The organism is Amycolatopsis sp. M39, from assembly GCF_001651785.1.
Lineage (GTDB): Bacteria > Actinomycetota > Actinomycetes > Mycobacteriales > Pseudonocardiaceae > Amycolatopsis > Amycolatopsis rubida.
The window spans coordinates 170,719-186,263 of sequence record NZ_LWSF01000004.1 but is presented as its reverse complement, the minus strand read 5'-3'; the positions used below and the strand labels follow the sequence as shown (position 1 = coordinate 186,263).

The following is a 15,545-nucleotide window of genomic DNA, read 5'->3' as shown; positions in this document are numbered from 1 at the left end:
AAGAAGGCGATCCCGGTGTTCGGTGCAGAAGGGGCGACCGTCGAGCTGACCCATCGCGCGATGGCCATGCTCAAGGCGGTCGCGCAGCAGCGCGCGGAGATGTCCACCAGCTGTGAGCCCGACCTGTTCGTCGACGGTTTCGCTTGCTGCGACCAGATGACCGCGCACGCGCTCGCCAAGGGCGGCTACGTCCGTCCGGGCACGGGCTCCGCTGCCGTCGGCCGGGTTCCCGCCGAGCTGACCGAGGCTGGCGTGGCCGCGCTGTCGGTGACGGCTGCGGCCTGATCTTCACTCGTTCGGCCTAATGCGTGCACATAGTGTGACGGGCGGCGGAACGGGGACCTCCCGGGCGGGAAGGTCCCCGTCGCCGTGTTCCGGCAGCCGGATGACGGGCGGGCGCGCCTCTCGTGAGACGGATGGTTCAGTCCATCCAGACGTCGGTCGGCAGGCGCGCGAGGTTCAGCCGGGCGGTGGCTGATTCGTTCAGCCGGACCGCTGGCAACTTGGCTCCGGCCAGCCGGACTGCCGCCACCTCGGCCAAGCTGGCCGAACTGCTGCCAGCCGGACTCGGCTCGGCGGAACCGCTGCTGGTCCGCGGTGAGGCTGGCCGAACCGCTGCCAGCCCACTCTGGAGGCTGGTTCGAGCCGCTGCCAGCTCGCTCCGAGACTGGTCGAGCCGCTGCCTGCTCGCTCCGAGACCGGCCGAACCAACTGCCTGCTCACCTCGAAGACTGGCCAAATCACCGCCGGTCCGCTCCGAGACCGGTCGGACCGCTGTCAGTTCACTTCGAGACCGGCCGAACCAACTGCCTGCTCACCTCGAAGACTGGCCAAATCACCGCCGGTCCGCTCCGAGACCGGCCGAGTCGCTGCCTGCTCGCTCCGAGACCGGCCGAACCGCCGCCAGTCCGCCCAAGGATCAGCCGTTGTACCCGGCCACCACCTTCGTGAACGCGTAGTTCTCCTGGTCGATCCCGCTGCAGCCGCCGCAGTCCCGGTTCGTCGCCCAGAACGTGACGCGGCCAAGGTGGTGTTCCGCGGCCCAGTCGCGGATCGCGGTGAAGTCCGCGACGGACACGACCTCGCCCGCCCGGTCGGTCTTGCCGTTCATCGACGACAGCCCGGCGCGGCGGTAGGCGGTCGCGTCGTCCCAGCCGAACGTCGACTTCAGTTCCCCGACCAGGCCGTCCACCGCGGATTTCGTCATCGCGACCATGTCGCCGCCGTCGGAGAAGTCGAACGGCATCAGCGACCACACGTCGACGTCCGCGCCCAGCGCCTTCGCCTGCGCGAGCAGCCGCTTGCCCCAGTCGTTCGGGCCCTGCGGCGTGGTGCCCATGGTGATCACGACCCGTACGTTCGGGTTCTTCTCCTTGACGATCTTGACCGCGCCGAGGATCCGGTCCTGCACGGCCGCGTTCTCGAACTCGTCGGTGTTCTCGATGTCGAGGTCGATCGCCTTGAGGTCGTAGGCGTCGATCACCTGCTGGTACGCGCCGGCCAGTTCCTCCGGCGACCCGCAGTTCGGGCCCAGTTTGTTGCCCTGCCAGCCGCCGAACGACGGGATCACGTCGCCGCCCGCGGAGCGGATCTTCTGGATCATCGCGGAGTCGGTCCCGTCGAGCGGGCGGTTGCCGTCCCAGGCGGGTGTGCAGCCGCCGCCGGAAAGCATGAACGCGAGGGTGAACGCGCTGACGCCGGTCGCGTCCATCGCGGCGGACGGATCGCTCTGGCCGCCCCATTGGTACAGATACGGCGCCGCGAGTACCGGGTCTCCCGCGGCTGCGGCGGTGCCGGTCGCGGTGGACAAAGCGGCACCGGCGGCGAGCGCCAGTACGCCGAGCCGTCCGGCGAGCTTCCGGCGGGAAGTGGTGCGGCGCAAGGATTTCATGGGTCCTCCAACGGGGGAAACGCGCACCCGGCGGCACGCGTCATCGGAGCACCTGGCGAAGCCGGACGTGGCGGCGGCGCCCCGCAGGCACTCGGGGGAGTGTGTGCGCAGTCACAATGGACTAGACCATTGAGATGTGTCAAGACAGGGGCGGGAGTGGGAAAAAACCTCACTGAGGGTGTCGAGGTCGCCGGGGATATTCGGGAGTGCCGGTGAGCGGGACTATCGGGAAGCCGTGCGGGGACGGGAGGGCAAACGACGCGGGCGCGAAACCGTCCGGCGTGCGCCGCCGGACCGCTGTGTCACGCTGGAATGGCTCCCCGGTCGTCGGCGCCCCCGGAGCGGCCGATCCTCGAACGAACGGGAGCGTCATGACCGAACCGGTCCGGATCAGCGGAGCCGACGTCGCCCCGGAGCAGCAGGCTGTCCGGTACGAGCTGGCGATCCTGTCGTTCCAGCTGCTCGACGGGCCGAAAGCCGCCGAGGGCGTGCTGCCGTGGGTCGAGGGGCACGGCGAACTGCTCGGCTGCTGGCAGACGGAGAACGGCCCGCTCGGCAGGCTGGTCGTGCTGCGCGGATTCGAGAATCAGCAAGCGCTGGACGAGGAACGGATGCGGGCCCGCCGCAGCCGTAAGCCGTTCGGCGGCGACTATTTGACAGATCTGTCGCTGCGGAGTTTCGCGCCGTTCCCGTTCGTTCCGCCGGTGCGGCCGGGAAAGTACGGTTCGGTGTACGAGATCCGCGACTACCACCTCCGTCCGGGCGGGCTGACCGCGACGATCGGCGGCTGGCGCGAAGCCTTGCCCGCGCGGCATGTGCTCGATCCGCTGACTGTGGTGATGTACGCGCTCGACGGGCCGGACCGGATCATCCAGATCTGGCCGTTCGCGAGCCTGGACGAACGGCTCGCGATTCGCCGGGACCTCTACGCGAAGGGAATGTGGCCGCCGCCGGGTGCGCCGGAGGAGATTCTCGACGCGGACTCGATCATCGCGCTGCCGACGGAGTTTTCGCCGCTGGCTTGAGTTACGTCGGTTCGCCGATGTCTTCGAACCACAGGGCCGGTGCCCGTTCGATGAATTCCGTCATCAGGGCGACGCAGGCGGGGTCGTCGAGCAGGTCGACGCGGACGCCGTGTTCGGCGAGCCAGCCGTGGCCGCCGGTGAAGGTGCGGGATTCGCCGATCACCACGTGCGGGATGCCGAATTGCCGGACCAGCCCGCTGCAATACCAGCACGGCGACAGCGTGGTGACCATGATCGTGTCGCGGTAGTGCGGGCGGCGGCCTGCGGCGCGGAACGCGGCGGTTTCGGCGTGCAGGGACGGGTCGCCGTCCTGGACGCGGCGGTTGTGGCCGCGGCCGAGCAGCTTCCCGTCGCGGTCGAACAGGGCCGCGCCGATCGGCACGCCGCCCTCGGCTTTTCCGGCTTCCGCCTCTTCGCGGGCGACAGCGAGCAGGTCGTCGAGCATGCGTCACTTTCGCACGGCGCGGCGAGGTCCCGGCGATCGAGGGCCGGAGCTGTCCGCGAAGCGTGGCAGAGTGCTCGGCATGTACGGAACCTCCGAACGCCTGTTGCGCCTGCTCTCGCTGCTGCAGGCGCGCCGCGACTGGCCTGGTCCGGACCTCGCGGGCCGGCTGGGGGTCGACATCCGGACGATCCGCCGCGACATCGAACGGCTGCGGCAGCTCGGCTATCCGGTGCACGCGACGCCCGGGGCCGCGGGCGGGTACCGGCTGGGCTCCGGCGCGGCGCTCCCGCCGCTGCTGCTGGACGACGACGAGGCGGTCGCGGTGGCGGTCGGCCTGCGCACGGCGGCGAACGGCACCGTGTCGGGCATCGAGGAGACGTCCGTGCGGGCGTTGGCGAAGCTCGAACAGGTGCTGCCCGCGCGGCTGCGGCACCGGGTGCGGGCGATGGACTCGGCGCTGGTCCGGATGCCGGGACGCGGGCCGATGATCGACGCGGAGCTGCTCACCGTGGTGGCCGCGGCCTGCCGGGACAACGAACGGCTGCGGTTCACCTACGGCACTCAGGCGGGCGACGTGGCCGAGCGCGACGTGGAACCGTTGCGGCTCGTACACACCGGCTGGCGCTGGTACCTTGTCGCGTGGGACCTCGGCCGCGACGACTGGCGCACCTTCCGGCTGGACCGCATCGACGGTCTTCCGACGCCGAGTTTCCGTTTCACGCCAAGGGAACCGCCGGCCGAAGACCTGGCCGCTTATGTGTCGAGCCGGATCGCGACCGCGCCGTATCCGCACATCGTGACGCTGCGCGTGTCGGCTCCGGCGGAAGCGCTGGCGGCGCGGGTTGCCCCGACAACTGCGGTGATCGAGCCGATCGACGACGAAACCTGCCGGTTGCGCACCGGTGCGAAAACCTTCGACTACATTCCGTTCTACCTGGCGCAGTGGGAATTCGACTTCGTGGTGGAGGACGCGCCACCGGAATTGCTGGACCGGCTGGCGCACATCGCGGAACGATTCGCGCGGGCGACGTCAGGCCGGAATTCCGCCGGTGGCGACGGCGAGCAAATCCGCCGCGGCAGCTGACCGTGCCTCGGGAAAACCGCTGCCGGCACGGTGTTCCTCAGTCATTCAGCGTTCGGTGGGCAGCCGGGCTGTTTCGGGGTCAATGCCCCGGATTGGCCGCGATCACCGTCGCTCGGCGCAGCAGGAATTCGCGTGGACGGAATACGCGCGGCGGCGAAGGCGGCCAGCAGCGTTGGCAGCGCGGGCGGGACGGCGCCGATCGCGGTGACGAATTCGGTTTCCAGGTGCTGGCCGCCGCCGAACAGCACTTCCCGCTTGTCCGCGAACCAGCGGTAGAACGACGGCTCGACGAGGTGCGCGCTGTGCGATCTGCGCGACTGTCGTAGCTCTGTTCCTCGAACAACGCCAGCGCGGCCTGCTTGAGCCGGTTCCGGGTGTTGCCCTCCCATCGCGCTACGCGGCCAGAGTGATGACAGCAGATGCTGTCATCACTCACGAGGAGACAGCCAGATGCGCACCCTACGGCACTGCGGTCCAGGCATGCGGCGTGAACCCGGCGGACTGGGCGTTGTGCGAGGGCCTGTTCGCCGGTGACCTGCCGCGGGGGATCGGCCTGGAGGTGTCCGGCACGGTCGACGCGCGCGGCGAAGGCGTGACTGGAGTCGAGGTCGGCGACCCGGTTTTCGGCACCGCGCCGTTCACCGGGGCGTCTGAGCAGGCGCTGCCCGACACGTGGTTCCCCCGGCCGGACGCACGCAGCGGCTTTGCCGATGACAGTCGGAACGGCTTACGCGGCACTGAACGCACTCGGCTCCGGCACCTTGCTCGTGCACCACCATCGGGTTCGCCGCGGCACAGATCGCGCTCCTGCGCGGGGCGCGTGTGATCGTCACCGCGGGCGAAACGCACGCCGCTGCGCTTCGCTCGGCCGGTGCGGAAGTCACCGGCTACCGGGACGGAATCGCCGAACGCGTGACGGCGCTGGCCGGTCGATCGCGTGCTGGCCGCGACACCGTTCAGCGGCAAGGTGGCCGAACTCGTCCGCACGGTCATGCTGACGCCCGACCTCGGCTCGGACTAGCCCGGGTCCGGACCATTTGTCAGTTCGGGCGCTCAGCCGCGCTACGACATTCCCGGCGAGCTCGCCGCGGCGGAAGGACGGTTTTCGATTCCGGTGTCCCGGGTCTTTCCGCTGGACGACGGGCGGGCCGCGCTCGAACTGAGCCAGCCGCGGCAGGCTCGGGGCAAGCTGGTGCTGGCGGTCTAACTCGCGCCGAGCATGCGGAGGACGAGTTCGCCGTACTCCTTGCCGAGTTCGGCGGGCGTCTGCCGGGTCCGTTCGCTGTACCAGCGCGCGACGTCGACGCCCAGCGACAGCACCGCGCGCGCCGCGATCCCGACGTCGCCGACGGTGAACGCGCCGGACTCGACCCCGTCGGCGATCACCTCGCGCACGCGCTGCTCGATCTTCCGCCGAAGCTGCGCGACGATCTGGTATTCCTTCTCCGGCAACGCATTCAGCTCGTACTGCACGACCCGCGCGACGGTGTGCCGCCGCGCGTGCCAGGCGACGAAATCCTCGACGAGCAACCGCATCCGCTCCATCGGGCCGGTGACGCGCCCGAGGACGTCCTCGACGAGGGCGAGCGTCTGCTCGTGACCGTTGCGGCTGATCGCGAAAAGCAGCGCGGCCTTGGACGGGAAGTGCACGTACAGTGCGGCCGGGCTCATCCCCGCCGCGCCGGCGATGTCCCGCGTGGTGGTGGCGTGGTAGCCGCGCTCGGCGAACGACTCCACCCCGGCGAGCATCAGCCGGCGCGCGGTCTCAGGCTGCACGTCGGGCCACAGGTCGGCCGAGAGCGTGGTCATCCGGCGATCCTCCTCTAGTCCCGCGCCGGCCGGTGAGTCCGCCCGTCGGGCTTCATTGTAAGCGCTCGCTCAGTGGAGGAATCCGGTGATGCATCCCGCACTCGGGGATGTCCTGCCGATGAGCCTAGCCGAGCCACGCGACTGCGGCCGGGAAAAATAGCGCCTTTGGTGGTCGCGGGGCTCGCATTGTGCAGTCGCTGGAGCCAGCCGCCGGGGTGCCGGAATCAAGGTCGATCGGGGCTGAACTGCGGCATTGGCGGGTGTATACAGCGGTGGCGGCCGGCGGCTCGGGTCGCAGCAGCGCGTTCGGTCCAGGCCGTGAGCTGTGCCGGGGAGCTTGGTGCCAAGCCTGACCGTGGCAGGCGCGGTACGCGGCGTCCATCGTGAGCCGGTGACGGACATGGTCCTGATGCCGCTTCGGCGGGCGCGGTCGGGTCTTCCAGGAGTTCGATCAAGACCTGGAGGGGAAGACAGCCACGGGCTGGCTCGTCTGTTTGCCTTCGCCGCTCGGGTACTTTGCGATTCGCTGCACGTCCTGGTGTCTGTCGCGATAGTCGAGGGTGGGTGAAATATGCTGGCACGCATTCCCCGCACCGCAGACCGCGAGTCGTTGTCCGTGGAATTCTGCTGTGATCTGGGGCCGACGTCGCTGCGCGAGATCCGCCGCGCGGTTCAGCGGCTGCTGGCCGGCCGGGACGGTTTCCTGACTTCCGACGCGGTCCTCGTCGCCGACGAGCTCGCCGGCAACGCCTGCCGGCACGGGGCGGCCCCGGCGAAGTGCCGCCTGACCGCCGATCATGGGCGCGGCGTGTTCCGGATCGAGGTCGACGACGCGTCGTCCGCGATGCCCAGGTTGCGGTCTCCTGACCACACCGGCGGACGGGGGCTGGTCTTGGTCGATCGGCTCGCCTCGTGCTGGGGGGTCCGCAGTTTCGCGCGGCACAAGACAGTCTGGGCCGAGTTCGCGCTCGACGCCGCCGCTTCGCCTGAGCAGGGACGAAGCGTGTCACCGGGCCATCCCGATGGTGCCCTGAGCGCTTCCTGACGGGCGGTCTTTCCAGCCGCTGCGGAGCGGCGCGCGAGGAGAGGAAGCCGACCCCGCCCGCACCGTCAGCGCGCGGCTGCCCGGTCCGGTCAGGGTTGTGCCGCGGGCATAGCACGGTACTTGTCCAGCGTGGCCGGGTCTTGCAGCGACATCCACCGCATGACCTCGCTGTAGGTGGCGCACACGGTCTCCGGTTTGACGCACACCTCGCCCATGAAGCTTTCCGTGGCCTTCGCGAAGGCGCCGCCCGCCCAGTCGTTGAAGTGGTTGGCCACCACCAGCGGTGCGCGGTTGCCGGTGAACGCCGCTTCGTAGGCTCTGCGGTAGGTGTCCAAAGTGTCCTGGGTGTACTCCGCGGTGCGGGAGCTGTCCTCCCGCGCGTGGTTGAACTGGAACCACAGGTTGTAGTCCATCATGATGACTTTCTTGTGCAGCGCCGGAACCTTCACATACGGCATCCAGAACTCCCAGATGCCGTTCGCCTGGGCCGGCCACCTCACCCCGTCCGAGGGCTGGCTGGAGTCGTAGCGCAGCCCCGCCTGGCGCATCGCCGGGAACGCCTGGGCCCAATCGCCCTCCAGGCACGGGGTGCGGCCGCCCTTGATCGTCGCCGGGTCGACGCGCAGGCCGCGCCCGGCGCGTGCGGCGTCGACGAAAGCGAAGAACTGCCGCAGCTCGTTGTCCCATGCGGTCGTGTTCCAGCGTCCGCGCTCGGCTCGGAGCCGGTGCAGAAGTGGCCGTTGTAGTGCGTGCCGATCTCCTCGCCCTGGTCCACGGCCGTGTTCAGGTCCGCCACGAGCGTGCGCACGTCGTCCTCGGAACCGCCGAACCCGATCGACGCCTTGCCCGGCCGATGCCCCGGCCCGGCGTAACGGTCCCGCTGGGAATCGGGCAGCAAATAGATGCCCGACAGGAACCCGCTGAAGTGCGCGTGCACGGACTTCGCCAGCGGCAGCACGCGTCGCCAATGCTCGTGGGATCCCGCGCCGTCGAAGGAGAACAGCACGAACTGCGGCGGCTTCTCGCCCGGTGCCAGTCTGTGCATCCACGCCGCGTCCCGGGACGGCGGGGCCGCTGAGGGCAGCGGCTTTCCGTCCGGCGGCGGACGGCCGTCGAGCACCACCAGTGCGACAGCCGCCAGCGCCACCGCGACGGCCACCGACAACCACGTTCCCGGTTTGCCGGCCAAGCGTGCCATTTCCCACCCCCTGCCCGGATCTTCCCCCTGAGGGGAAGACGCCGGGCGCAGCCTCGGGTGGCGCGTCCGTGTGACTGCACACCGAAACGCAACCTCGCCCCCCAGATGCCGCGACAGCGCCGTCGACGTCACGCGGTGCGGACGCTCCGTGAAGGCCCTTGAGGGAATCTGATAGGGCTTTGTCCGGGTGGGGGTTGTTGTTGGCATAGTGCGCAGGCCCCGGTCCAGCTGGTGAGCAGGTTCTGCGGGAGCAGGGCGGTCTGTCCGAGTGTCAGGCCGGGGCCGCGTGTTTTGGTGTGCGGGCGCGGTGTTCGGCGAGGAAGAGCAGTGCTGCGGTGACGAGGGTGACGTGGCGGTGCCAGCCGGGCCAGGTGCGGCCTTCGAAGTGGTCGATGCCGAGGGTGTCTTTGAGTTCGCGGTAGCCGGTTTCGATGGCCCAGCGGGTTTTGGCGAGCCGGATCAGGCGCTGGAGGGCGGGGCGGGCGGTGCCGGGCAAGCTGGCCAGCCACAGGTGCGCGGGCGTGGCGGGTTTCTCGTTGTCCCGTTGGACCAGCAGCCAGCGGTCGAGCAGGGCGGTCCCGGCTTTCGAGGCTCGTCGCCGGGCCGGGATTCCGGCCTCGCGCACGCGCCGCAGGCTGAAGCCGGCGACCCGGTCGCCCTCGGCGGCGGGCCAGGACACCGGGACCCGCGCGGCGGCGCTTGCCTTCCCGCGCCCAGGCGGTGTCGGGTTCCCGCTGCCAGGGCAGCACGCTGAGGTCGCTTACCTCTGGGGCAAGCCCGCGTCGGACGCGATCGGCGCGGTCGTGACCGGCCGCGCCGATCGCGGAAAACCGTTGTCCTGGGTGCAGATCGGCTCGGTCGCGGGAGCGGAGGCACCGGTTCCGTCGGCCGCTCTGCGCGCGTCGGGCCTGCAGATCGTCGGCAGCGGCCAGGGTTCGGTGGGCCTGCGCGGAATCCTGGCCGAACTGCCTGCCCTCGCCGGGGAGATCGCCAAGGGCTCCCTGCGGCCCCCGGGCGGTGCCGGTGGCCGAGGTCGAGCGGGTCTGGGCCGAGACCTCGAACCCGGAGGAACGGACCGTCCTGGTTCCGTGGCTGGGCGGCAAGCAACCGGAATCGCGAACCGGTCCGTTCCGGGAGGTGCTGAAGAGGCGCGGGGTGCGACCGCCCCGCGTTCACGAAGCGCGGGGGAACGGCTCGCTCAGTGGAGGAATCCGGTGCTGTGTCCCCCGGAGCGACAGGGGCCGGGCGACCGCGAACCGAGGCTCCGGGAAGCTGCCGAGCATGCCCGGGCGCGGGGAAGCCGCCGGGAACCTGATGAACGCGAAGCAGCGCGGGGTCGTCCCTGCCCGGCGCCGCCGAGACGGCCGCGCCGCGTTGCTCCCGCTGTCGCGAGCCCTATCCTGGGCGCACGTTCGCGAAACGGAGGTTCGATGTCGATCCGCAACCCCGGGCACCTCGTCGGGACCCCTCTCGCCCGGGCGGGCCGGTGAGCTGCCCGCTGGAGCCGATCGGGGTCGTCCGCACGCCCCGGCGGCGGCGGGACCGGACGCCGGTGCAGGCCGCGCTCAACCGTGCCGAGGAGGGCGTCCTCGAAATCGCCGAGCCTTACGCCGCCGGGCTCGCCGACCTCGACGGCTTCGACTACGCCTGGCTGTTGAGCTGGCTGCACCGCAATGACGATCCCGGCGGCCCGCCGCCGATGACCCAGGTGCCCTTCCTGCTGCGGCCCACGCCGCGGCAGATCGGGGTGTTCGCCACCCGCGGGCCGCGCCGGGTCAACCCGATCGGGCTGAGCCTGGTCCGGATTCTCGACGTCACCGGCCGGAACGTGCGCTTCGCGGGCGTCGATCTGGTCGACGGCACGCCGGTCATCGACCTCAAACCGTATGTCGCGGAATTCGACCGGCCGCCCGGCGAACCCCGCTGCGGATGGCTCGACACCGTCCCGCTCCGCGAAGGCGCCACTCCGGCGGATCTCACGCCCGGCGCGCAGTGACGCGTGCCCGTTCGCGGGGTCCGCGCCGGAGGCTCGGGCGGCGGATTCAGTAAATGCTGAGGTCGTCGTTGAAAGGGGGCGTGGCGGCCGTCACGATCGCAGCATGCAGGAAGTCGTGCCCGAACTCGTCGAGGACTGGCGAGCCGGCCGGGCAGCCGGTCTGGCCACTGTCGTGCGCACTATGAAGTCGGCGCCACGTCCGGTGGGCGCTTCCTTGCTGCGCCGGGCCGACGGCGCGGCGGTGGGATCGGTATCCGGCGGCTGTGTCGAAGGCGCGGTCTACGAACTCGCCGCGGAGGTAGTCGAGACGGGCGTCCCGGTGCTGCGGCGCTACGGGGTCAGCGACGACGAGGCGTTCGAGGCCGGCCTCACCTGCGGCGGAATTCTCGACGTGTTCGTCGAGCCGGTCGACCGCACGCGCTACCCGGAACTCGAAGGGGTGGCCGACGACATCGCGGCGGGGCGGGCGGTCGGGACGGTCACGGTCATCCGGCACCCCGATCCGCGGCAGGTGGGCCGGCGTCTCGTCGTACGCCATGGTTCGGCCGAGGGCAGCCTCGGCGCCGCGGAAGTCGACCGCCTGGTGGCCGCCGACGCCCGCGGGCTGCTCGCGGCGGGCCTCAACACCACTCTGGAGTACGGCCCGGGGTGGGAGCGGCAGGGCGAGGGCATCGAGGTGTACGTCGCCTCGTACGCCCCCGCACCGCGAATGCTCGTGTTCGGTGCCATCGACTTCGCCGCGGCGACGGCCCGGCAGGGCAAGCTGCTCGGCTTCCACGTCACCGTCTGCGACGCGCGGCCGGTCTTCGCTACCCGGGCCCGGTTCCCCGACGCCGACGAACTGGTCGTCGAGTGGCCGAGCCGGTATCTCGCCCGCGAGATCGACGAGGGCCGCGTCGACGACCGCACGGTCGTCTGCGTGCTCACCCACGACCCGAAGTTCGACGTGCCGGTCCTGATGGAGGCGTTCCGGATGCCGGCCGGCTGCTTCCTCGGGGCGATGGGCTCGCGGCGCACGCACGAGGACCGGCTTCGCCGGCTGCGCGAGGCCGGCGCCGCCGAGACCGACTTCGCCCGGCTGCACAGCCCNCCGAGACCGCTGTCTCGATCGCCGCCGAGATCATCGCGGCTCAGTGCGACGGCGCCGCCGTGAGCCTCGGCGTCACCAGCGGCCCGATCCACGCACGACCGGAGTGACCCGCCCGAGCGTACGGTCACAAAGCCCGGTCGAACGCTTCGAGCGGGTTGCGGAACGGAGGTGGACATGCAGGTCCCGGCGCCACTGGAATACGAGCGGGCGACGAGCGCGGCCGACGCGATCCGGCTGCTGGAGCGGCTGGGCGGCGAGGCACGGATCATCGCGGGCGGGCACAGCCTGCTGCCGATGATGAAGCTGCGGCTGGCCAACCCGGAATACCTCGTCGACATCAACGACCTGCACGGCGAGCTCGGCTACGTCCGGCGGGTCGGGCAGCAGGTCCGGATCGGGGCCATGACCCGGCACCGCGAGCTGCTCGAATCGGACGAGCTGCACGAGCACTTCCCGATCTTCCGCGACGCCGAGCGGGTCATCGCGGACCCGCCGGTGCGCAACCGCGGCACCCTCGGCGGCGCGCTGTGCCAGGCCGACCCGGCCGAGGACCTTTTGTCGGTGTGCACGACGCTGAACGCCAGCTGCGTGATCCGGGATTCGCGGGGCGACCGGGTCGTGCCGATGGAGCAGTTCTACCGCGGGCCCTACGAGACCGCGGTCGGCCAGGCCGAGATGCTGATCGAGGTCCGGCTCCCGATCCGCCCGGGCGGCAGCAACGCCTACGCCAAGGTCGACCTCCGCTCGGGCGCCTGGGCGGTCACCGCCGCGGGCGCCGCGCTGTGGCTCGACCGGCACGGCCGGATCGCCGACGCGCGGGTCGGGCTCGCCGCGGTCGGGCCGAGCACCACCGGCATTCCCGAGATCTCCGCCGCGCTGCGGGGGAGCGAGCCGGACGCCGGGGCGTTCGACATCGCCGGCCGGATCGCCGCCGAGAGCTGCCAGCCGGTCACCGACAGCCGGGGCAGCGCGGCGTACAAGCGCCACCTCGCCGCCGAGCTCACCCGTCGCACGCTCGCGACCGCCCGCGACCGGATCCTCGCCAGGGCCGAGGGGAGGGCCTGACGATGCAGGTGGGAATCACGGTCAACGGCGAACACGTCGTCCGCGAGGTGGAGCCGCGGCTGCTGCTGGTCCACTTCCTGCGCGACGTGCTCGGCCTGACCGGCACGCATTGGGGCTGTGACACCAGCAACTGCGGCACGTGTGTGGTGCTCTATGACGGCGAGCCGGTCAAGTCGTGCACAGTGCTCGCCGCGATGGCCTCCGGGCATGACGTGCGCACCGTCGAGGATCTCGAACGCGACGGGTTCCTCGACCCCGTCCAGCAGGGCTTCATCGAATGCCACGGGCTCCAGTGCGGCTTCTGCACGCCCGGGATGCTGATGACCGCGCGCGCCCTCCTCGACCGCGACCCCGACCCGGAGGAGCCCGTGATCCGGGAGGCGATCTCCGGGCAGATCTGCCGGTGCACCGGCTACGCGAGCATCGTCCGGTCGGTCCGCTGGGCGGCCGAGCACCCGGAGGTCGTGCCCGAACCGGACCTGCCGTGGCCTGTCGTCGGGACCGCGACATGAGCGCCGCCCTCGATCCAGCGGAACACGGGTTCGGGAGGCGGACGCTGCGGGAGGCGCCGCGCTTCGTCCGCGGCCGCGGCACGTACGTCGACGATGTCCAGCTGCCGGGCATGCTGCACCTCGCGGTGCTCCGGGCACCGGTGGCCCACGCCAGGATCGCGAGCATCGACACGACCGCCGCGCAGGCGCATCCCAAGGTGAAGGCCGTCGTCACCGGTGCCGACCTCGCCGAGCGCGGCCTCGCCTGGATGCCGACGCTGTCCGCGGACACGCAGGCGGTGCTGGTGACCGACAAGGTGCGGTTCCAGGGCCAGGAAGTCGCGTTCGTCGTGGCGGAGGACCGGTACTCCGCGCGCGACGCGCTGGAGCTGATCGAAGTCGAGTACGACGTCCTGCCGCCGGTCGTCGACGCCCGCACCGCCCTCGCCCCCGGCGCGCCGCTCGTCCGCGACGACGTCGAAGGGCGCACCGACAACCTCTGTTTCGAGTGGGAGAGCGGCGACGCCGCCGCCACCGCGGCGGTGTTCGAACGGGCCGAGGTCACCCTCGCCCAGGACATGGTCTACCCGCGGATCCACCCGGCGCCGATGGAGACCTGCGGCGCGGTCGCCGACTACGACCGCATCGACCGGCGGCTCACTCTCTGGTCCACCAGCCAGGCGCCGCACGCCCATCGCACGCTCTACGCCGTCATCGCGGGGCTGCCGGAACACCGGATCCGGGTGATCTCGCCCGATGTCGGCGGCGGTTTCGGCAACAAGGTCCCGATCTATCCGGGCTACCTGTGCGCGATCGTCGGGTCGATGCTCACCGGCCGTCCGGTGAAGTGGATGGAGGACCGCACCGAGAATCTGGTCAGCTCGACCTTCGCGCGCGACTACGTGATGCGCGGCGAGATCGCCGCCACCCGCGACGGGCGGATCCTCGGGTTGCGCAGCCAGGTGCTGGCCGATCACGGCGCGTTCAACGCGGCCGCGACGCCGACGAAATACCCCGCCGGGTTCTTCGGGGTGTTCACCGGCAGCTACGACATCGAGGCCGCGCACTGCGCGGTCACGGCGGTGCACACCAACAAGGCGCCGGGCGGGGTGGCCTACGCCTGCTCGTTCCGGATCGCCGAGGCGGTGTACCTCGTCGAGCGGATGGTCGACCTGCTCGCCCGCGAACTGGGCATCGATCCGGTCGAGCTCCGGCGCCGCAACTTCATCCGGCCCGACGCGTTTCCCTACACCACCCGCACCGGCTGGGTCTACGACTCGGGGGACTACCCGGCCGCGATGGCCGAGGCGGTCCGGATCGCCGGGTACGACGAGCTGCGCGCCGAACAGGCCGAGCGCCGGGCGCGGGGCGAGCTGATGGGGATCGGCGTCTCGTTCTTCACCGAGGCGGTCGGGGCCGGCCCGCGCAAGGACATGGACATGGCGGGCCTCGGCATGGCCGACGGCTGCGAGCTGCGGGTGTACCCGACCGGCAAGGCGGTGGTCCGGATCTCGGTGCAGTCGCAGGGCCAGGGCCACGAGACCACGTTCGCCCAGATCGTGTCCGAGGAACTCGGAATCCCGGTCGACGACGTGGACGTCGTGCACGGCGACACCGATCTGACGCCGTTCGGGCTCGGCACTTACGGCAGCCGGTCGACCCCTGTCTCGGGTGCCGCCGCCGTGCTCGCCGCGCGGAAGGTGCGGGAGAAGGGCCGGCTGCTCGCCTCGTCCGTGCTGGAGGCGGCGGTGGCCGACATGGAGTGGGCCGACGGCGCCTACCGGGTGAAGGGCGACCCTGGCACGGCGGTGACCATCGCGGAGGTCGCGGCCCGCGCGTACGGCGCCCGCGACCTGCCGGCCGGACCCGACGGCGAGCCGCTGGAGGGCGGCCTCGAAGCGAGCGTCTCCTACAACCCCGAGAACCTCACCTACCCCTATGGCGCCTACCTGTGCGTGGTCGACGTGGACCCGGGCACCGGCAAGGTCGCCGTGCGCCGCTTCATCGCGGTGGACGACTGCGGCACCCGGATCAACGAGGCCGTGGTCGAGGGGCAGGTGCACCGCGGGCTCACCGACGGCGTCGGGATCGCGCTGATGGAGTACGTCGGCTACGACGAGGACGGCAACTGCCTCGCCGGTTCGCTGATGGACTACCTCATCCCGACCGCGCTGGAGGTCCCCGACTGGGAGACCGGCGCGACCTACATCGCCTCGCCGCACCACCCGATCGGAGCCAAAGGCGTCGGCGAATCCTCCACGGTCGGCTCGCCGCCCGCGGTGGTCAACGCCGTGCTCGACGCGCTCCAGCCCTACGGCGTGCGTCATGCCGACATGCCCCTCACCCCCGGCCGGGTGTGGGAGGCCATGCAGGGGAACCCCACGCCACCCAGCTGACCGCTCAAGG

The 15,545-nt window shown here is 71.0% G+C and carries 18 protein-coding genes; 11 read left to right on the top strand and 7 right to left on the bottom strand.

Annotated features, from left to right (window positions below; all coding sequences use genetic code 11):
- The first annotated feature begins 15 nt into the window (after positions 1 to 15).
- Positions 16 to 285, top strand: coding sequence for a hypothetical protein (locus A4R44_RS11495; protein WP_067579089.1), 270 nt, complete (start codon positions 16 to 18; stop codon positions 283 to 285).
- A 634-nt stretch (positions 286 to 919) separates the two neighbouring features.
- Here the strand turns inward: A4R44_RS11495 and A4R44_RS11490 are convergent.
- Positions 920 to 1,891: a chitinase gene (locus A4R44_RS11490; protein ID WP_067579087.1), complete on the bottom strand. Its 972-nt coding sequence runs from the start codon at positions 1,889 to 1,891 to the stop codon at positions 920 to 922.
- A gap of 371 nt (positions 1,892 to 2,262) precedes the next feature.
- Here A4R44_RS11490 and A4R44_RS11485 point away from each other — a divergent pair, with 371 nt between their 5' ends.
- Positions 2,263 to 2,916, top strand: a complete 654-nt coding sequence (locus A4R44_RS11485) for an NIPSNAP family protein (protein ID WP_067579085.1) — start codon at positions 2,263 to 2,265, stop codon at positions 2,914 to 2,916.
- Between the two features lies 1 nt (position 2,917).
- On the opposite strand, the gene A4R44_RS11480 is transcribed toward A4R44_RS11485, so the two are convergent.
- On the bottom strand, positions 2,918 to 3,361 hold the full coding sequence (locus A4R44_RS11480) for a nucleoside deaminase (protein WP_067579083.1): 444 nt from the start codon (positions 3,359 to 3,361) through the stop codon (positions 2,918 to 2,920).
- A gap of 79 nt (positions 3,362 to 3,440) precedes the next feature.
- Here A4R44_RS11480 and A4R44_RS48945 point away from each other — a divergent pair, with 79 nt between their 5' ends.
- Positions 3,441 to 4,445, top strand: coding sequence for a YafY family protein (locus A4R44_RS48945; RefSeq protein ID WP_067580112.1), 1,005 nt, complete (start codon positions 3,441 to 3,443; stop codon positions 4,443 to 4,445).
- A gap of 41 nt (positions 4,446 to 4,486) precedes the next feature.
- Here the strand turns inward: A4R44_RS48945 and A4R44_RS11470 are convergent, their stop codons facing one another.
- The gene (locus tag A4R44_RS11470; protein WP_067579081.1) at positions 4,487 to 4,693 is read right to left on the bottom strand and encodes a hypothetical protein; all 207 of its coding nucleotides are present in this window, start codon (positions 4,691 to 4,693) and stop codon (positions 4,487 to 4,489) included.
- A gap of 161 nt (positions 4,694 to 4,854) precedes the next feature.
- Here A4R44_RS11470 and A4R44_RS45490 point away from each other — a divergent pair, with 161 nt between their 5' ends.
- Complete coding sequence (locus tag A4R44_RS45490; RefSeq protein WP_232791572.1) at positions 4,855 to 5,271, top strand: alcohol dehydrogenase catalytic domain-containing protein; 417 nt, start codon at positions 4,855 to 4,857, stop codon at positions 5,269 to 5,271.
- 243 nt (positions 5,272 to 5,514) lie between these two features.
- Positions 5,515 to 5,652 (top strand): zinc-binding dehydrogenase, encoded by a 138-nt coding sequence (locus A4R44_RS48940; RefSeq protein WP_107648840.1) that lies wholly within the window; start codon positions 5,515 to 5,517, stop codon positions 5,650 to 5,652.
- Here A4R44_RS48940 and A4R44_RS11460 read toward each other — a convergent pair.
- The gene (locus A4R44_RS11460) at positions 5,649 to 6,254 is read right to left on the bottom strand and encodes a TetR/AcrR family transcriptional regulator (RefSeq protein ID WP_067579077.1); all 606 of its coding nucleotides are present in this window, start codon (positions 6,252 to 6,254) and stop codon (positions 5,649 to 5,651) included. The two genes, A4R44_RS48940 and A4R44_RS11460, sit on opposite strands and share 4 nt — an antisense overlap.
- A gap of 571 nt (positions 6,255 to 6,825) precedes the next feature.
- Between A4R44_RS11460 and A4R44_RS11455 the strand changes: the two genes are divergently transcribed.
- Positions 6,826 to 7,299 carry an ATP-binding protein gene (locus tag A4R44_RS11455; RefSeq protein ID WP_051172429.1) on the top strand — a complete coding sequence of 158 codons (474 nt, stop codon included), beginning with the start codon at positions 6,826 to 6,828 and terminating at the stop codon, positions 7,297 to 7,299.
- A gap of 89 nt (positions 7,300 to 7,388) precedes the next feature.
- Here the strand turns inward: A4R44_RS11455 and A4R44_RS50205 are convergent, their stop codons facing one another.
- The 3 genes from A4R44_RS50205 to A4R44_RS52290 form a co-directional block, all read right to left on the bottom strand.
- On the bottom strand, positions 7,389 to 7,757 hold the full coding sequence (locus A4R44_RS50205) for a hypothetical protein (RefSeq protein ID WP_232791571.1): 369 nt from the start codon (positions 7,755 to 7,757) through the stop codon (positions 7,389 to 7,391).
- A gap of 38 nt (positions 7,758 to 7,795) precedes the next feature.
- Positions 7,796 to 8,497, bottom strand: coding sequence for a hypothetical protein (locus tag A4R44_RS50200; protein WP_232791570.1), 702 nt, complete (start codon positions 8,495 to 8,497; stop codon positions 7,796 to 7,798).
- Positions 8,498 to 8,768: 271 nt separating this feature from the next.
- Positions 8,769 to 9,176 carry a transposase gene (locus A4R44_RS52290; RefSeq protein WP_067579075.1) on the bottom strand — a complete coding sequence of 136 codons (408 nt, stop codon included), beginning with the start codon at positions 9,174 to 9,176 and terminating at the stop codon, positions 8,769 to 8,771.
- Positions 9,177 to 9,983: 807 nt separating this feature from the next.
- Between A4R44_RS52290 and tsaA the strand changes: the two genes are divergently transcribed.
- The 5 genes from tsaA to A4R44_RS11420 all read left to right on the top strand — a co-directional run bounded on the left by tsaA (position 9,984) and on the right by A4R44_RS11420 (position 15,535).
- Positions 9,984 to 10,493, top strand: coding sequence for a tRNA (N6-threonylcarbamoyladenosine(37)-N6)-methyltransferase TrmO (tsaA, locus tag A4R44_RS11440; RefSeq protein WP_043833810.1), 510 nt, complete (start codon positions 9,984 to 9,986; stop codon positions 10,491 to 10,493).
- Between the two features lie 103 nt (positions 10,494 to 10,596).
- On the top strand, positions 10,597 to 11,646 hold the full coding sequence (locus A4R44_RS11435; RefSeq protein WP_369805876.1) for an XdhC family protein: 1,050 nt from the start codon (positions 10,597 to 10,599) through the stop codon (positions 11,644 to 11,646).
- Positions 11,647 to 11,757: 111 nt separating this feature from the next.
- A complete protein-coding gene (locus A4R44_RS11430; RefSeq protein ID WP_043833840.1) occupies positions 11,758 to 12,648 on the top strand; it encodes a xanthine dehydrogenase family protein subunit M in 891 nt (296 codons plus the stop codon).
- A gap of 2 nt (positions 12,649 to 12,650) precedes the next feature.
- Positions 12,651 to 13,160: a (2Fe-2S)-binding protein gene (locus A4R44_RS11425; RefSeq protein ID WP_043833808.1), complete on the top strand. Its 510-nt coding sequence runs from the start codon at positions 12,651 to 12,653 to the stop codon at positions 13,158 to 13,160.
- A complete protein-coding gene (locus A4R44_RS11420) occupies positions 13,157 to 15,535 on the top strand; it encodes an aerobic carbon-monoxide dehydrogenase large subunit (protein ID WP_043833807.1) in 2,379 nt (792 codons plus the stop codon). Before A4R44_RS11425 ends, A4R44_RS11420 begins: the two co-directional genes overlap by 4 nt.
- Positions 15,536 to 15,545: the final 10 nt, after the last annotated feature.

What these genes read in the sequence shown, in the direction of transcription:
- A4R44_RS11490 (WP_067579087.1), bottom strand. Translation starts at nt 1,891, where the DNA reads ATGAAATCCTTGCGCCGCACCACTTCCCGCCGGAAGCTCGCCGGACGG.
- A4R44_RS11480 (WP_067579083.1), bottom strand. Translation starts at nt 3,361, where the DNA reads ATGCTCGACGACCTGCTCGCTGTCGCCCGCGAAGAGGCGGAAGCCGGA.
- A4R44_RS11425 (WP_043833808.1), top strand. Translation starts at nt 12,651, where the DNA reads ATGCAGGTGGGAATCACGGTCAACGGCGAACACGTCGTCCGCGAGGTG.
- A4R44_RS48945 (WP_067580112.1), top strand. Translation starts at nt 3,441, where the DNA reads ATGTACGGAACCTCCGAACGCCTGTTGCGCCTGCTCTCGCTGCTGCAG.
- A4R44_RS11460 (WP_067579077.1), bottom strand. Translation starts at nt 6,254, where the DNA reads ATGACCACGCTCTCGGCCGACCTGTGGCCCGACGTGCAGCCTGAGACC.
- A4R44_RS11485 (WP_067579085.1), top strand. Translation starts at nt 2,263, where the DNA reads ATGACCGAACCGGTCCGGATCAGCGGAGCCGACGTCGCCCCGGAGCAG.
- A4R44_RS50205 (WP_232791571.1), bottom strand. Translation starts at nt 7,757, where the DNA reads ATGCCGTATGTGAAGGTTCCGGCGCTGCACAAGAAAGTCATCATGATG.
- A4R44_RS11420 (WP_043833807.1), top strand. Translation starts at nt 13,157, where the DNA reads ATGAGCGCCGCCCTCGATCCAGCGGAACACGGGTTCGGGAGGCGGACG.
- A4R44_RS45490 (WP_232791572.1), top strand. Translation starts at nt 4,855, where the DNA reads ATGACAGCAGATGCTGTCATCACTCACGAGGAGACAGCCAGATGCGCA.
- A4R44_RS11455 (WP_051172429.1), top strand. Translation starts at nt 6,826, where the DNA reads ATGCTGGCACGCATTCCCCGCACCGCAGACCGCGAGTCGTTGTCCGTG.
- A4R44_RS50200 (WP_232791570.1), bottom strand. Translation starts at nt 8,497, where the DNA reads ATGGCACGCTTGGCCGGCAAACCGGGAACGTGGTTGTCGGTGGCCGTC.
- A4R44_RS11430 (WP_043833840.1), top strand. Translation starts at nt 11,758, where the DNA reads ATGCAGGTCCCGGCGCCACTGGAATACGAGCGGGCGACGAGCGCGGCC.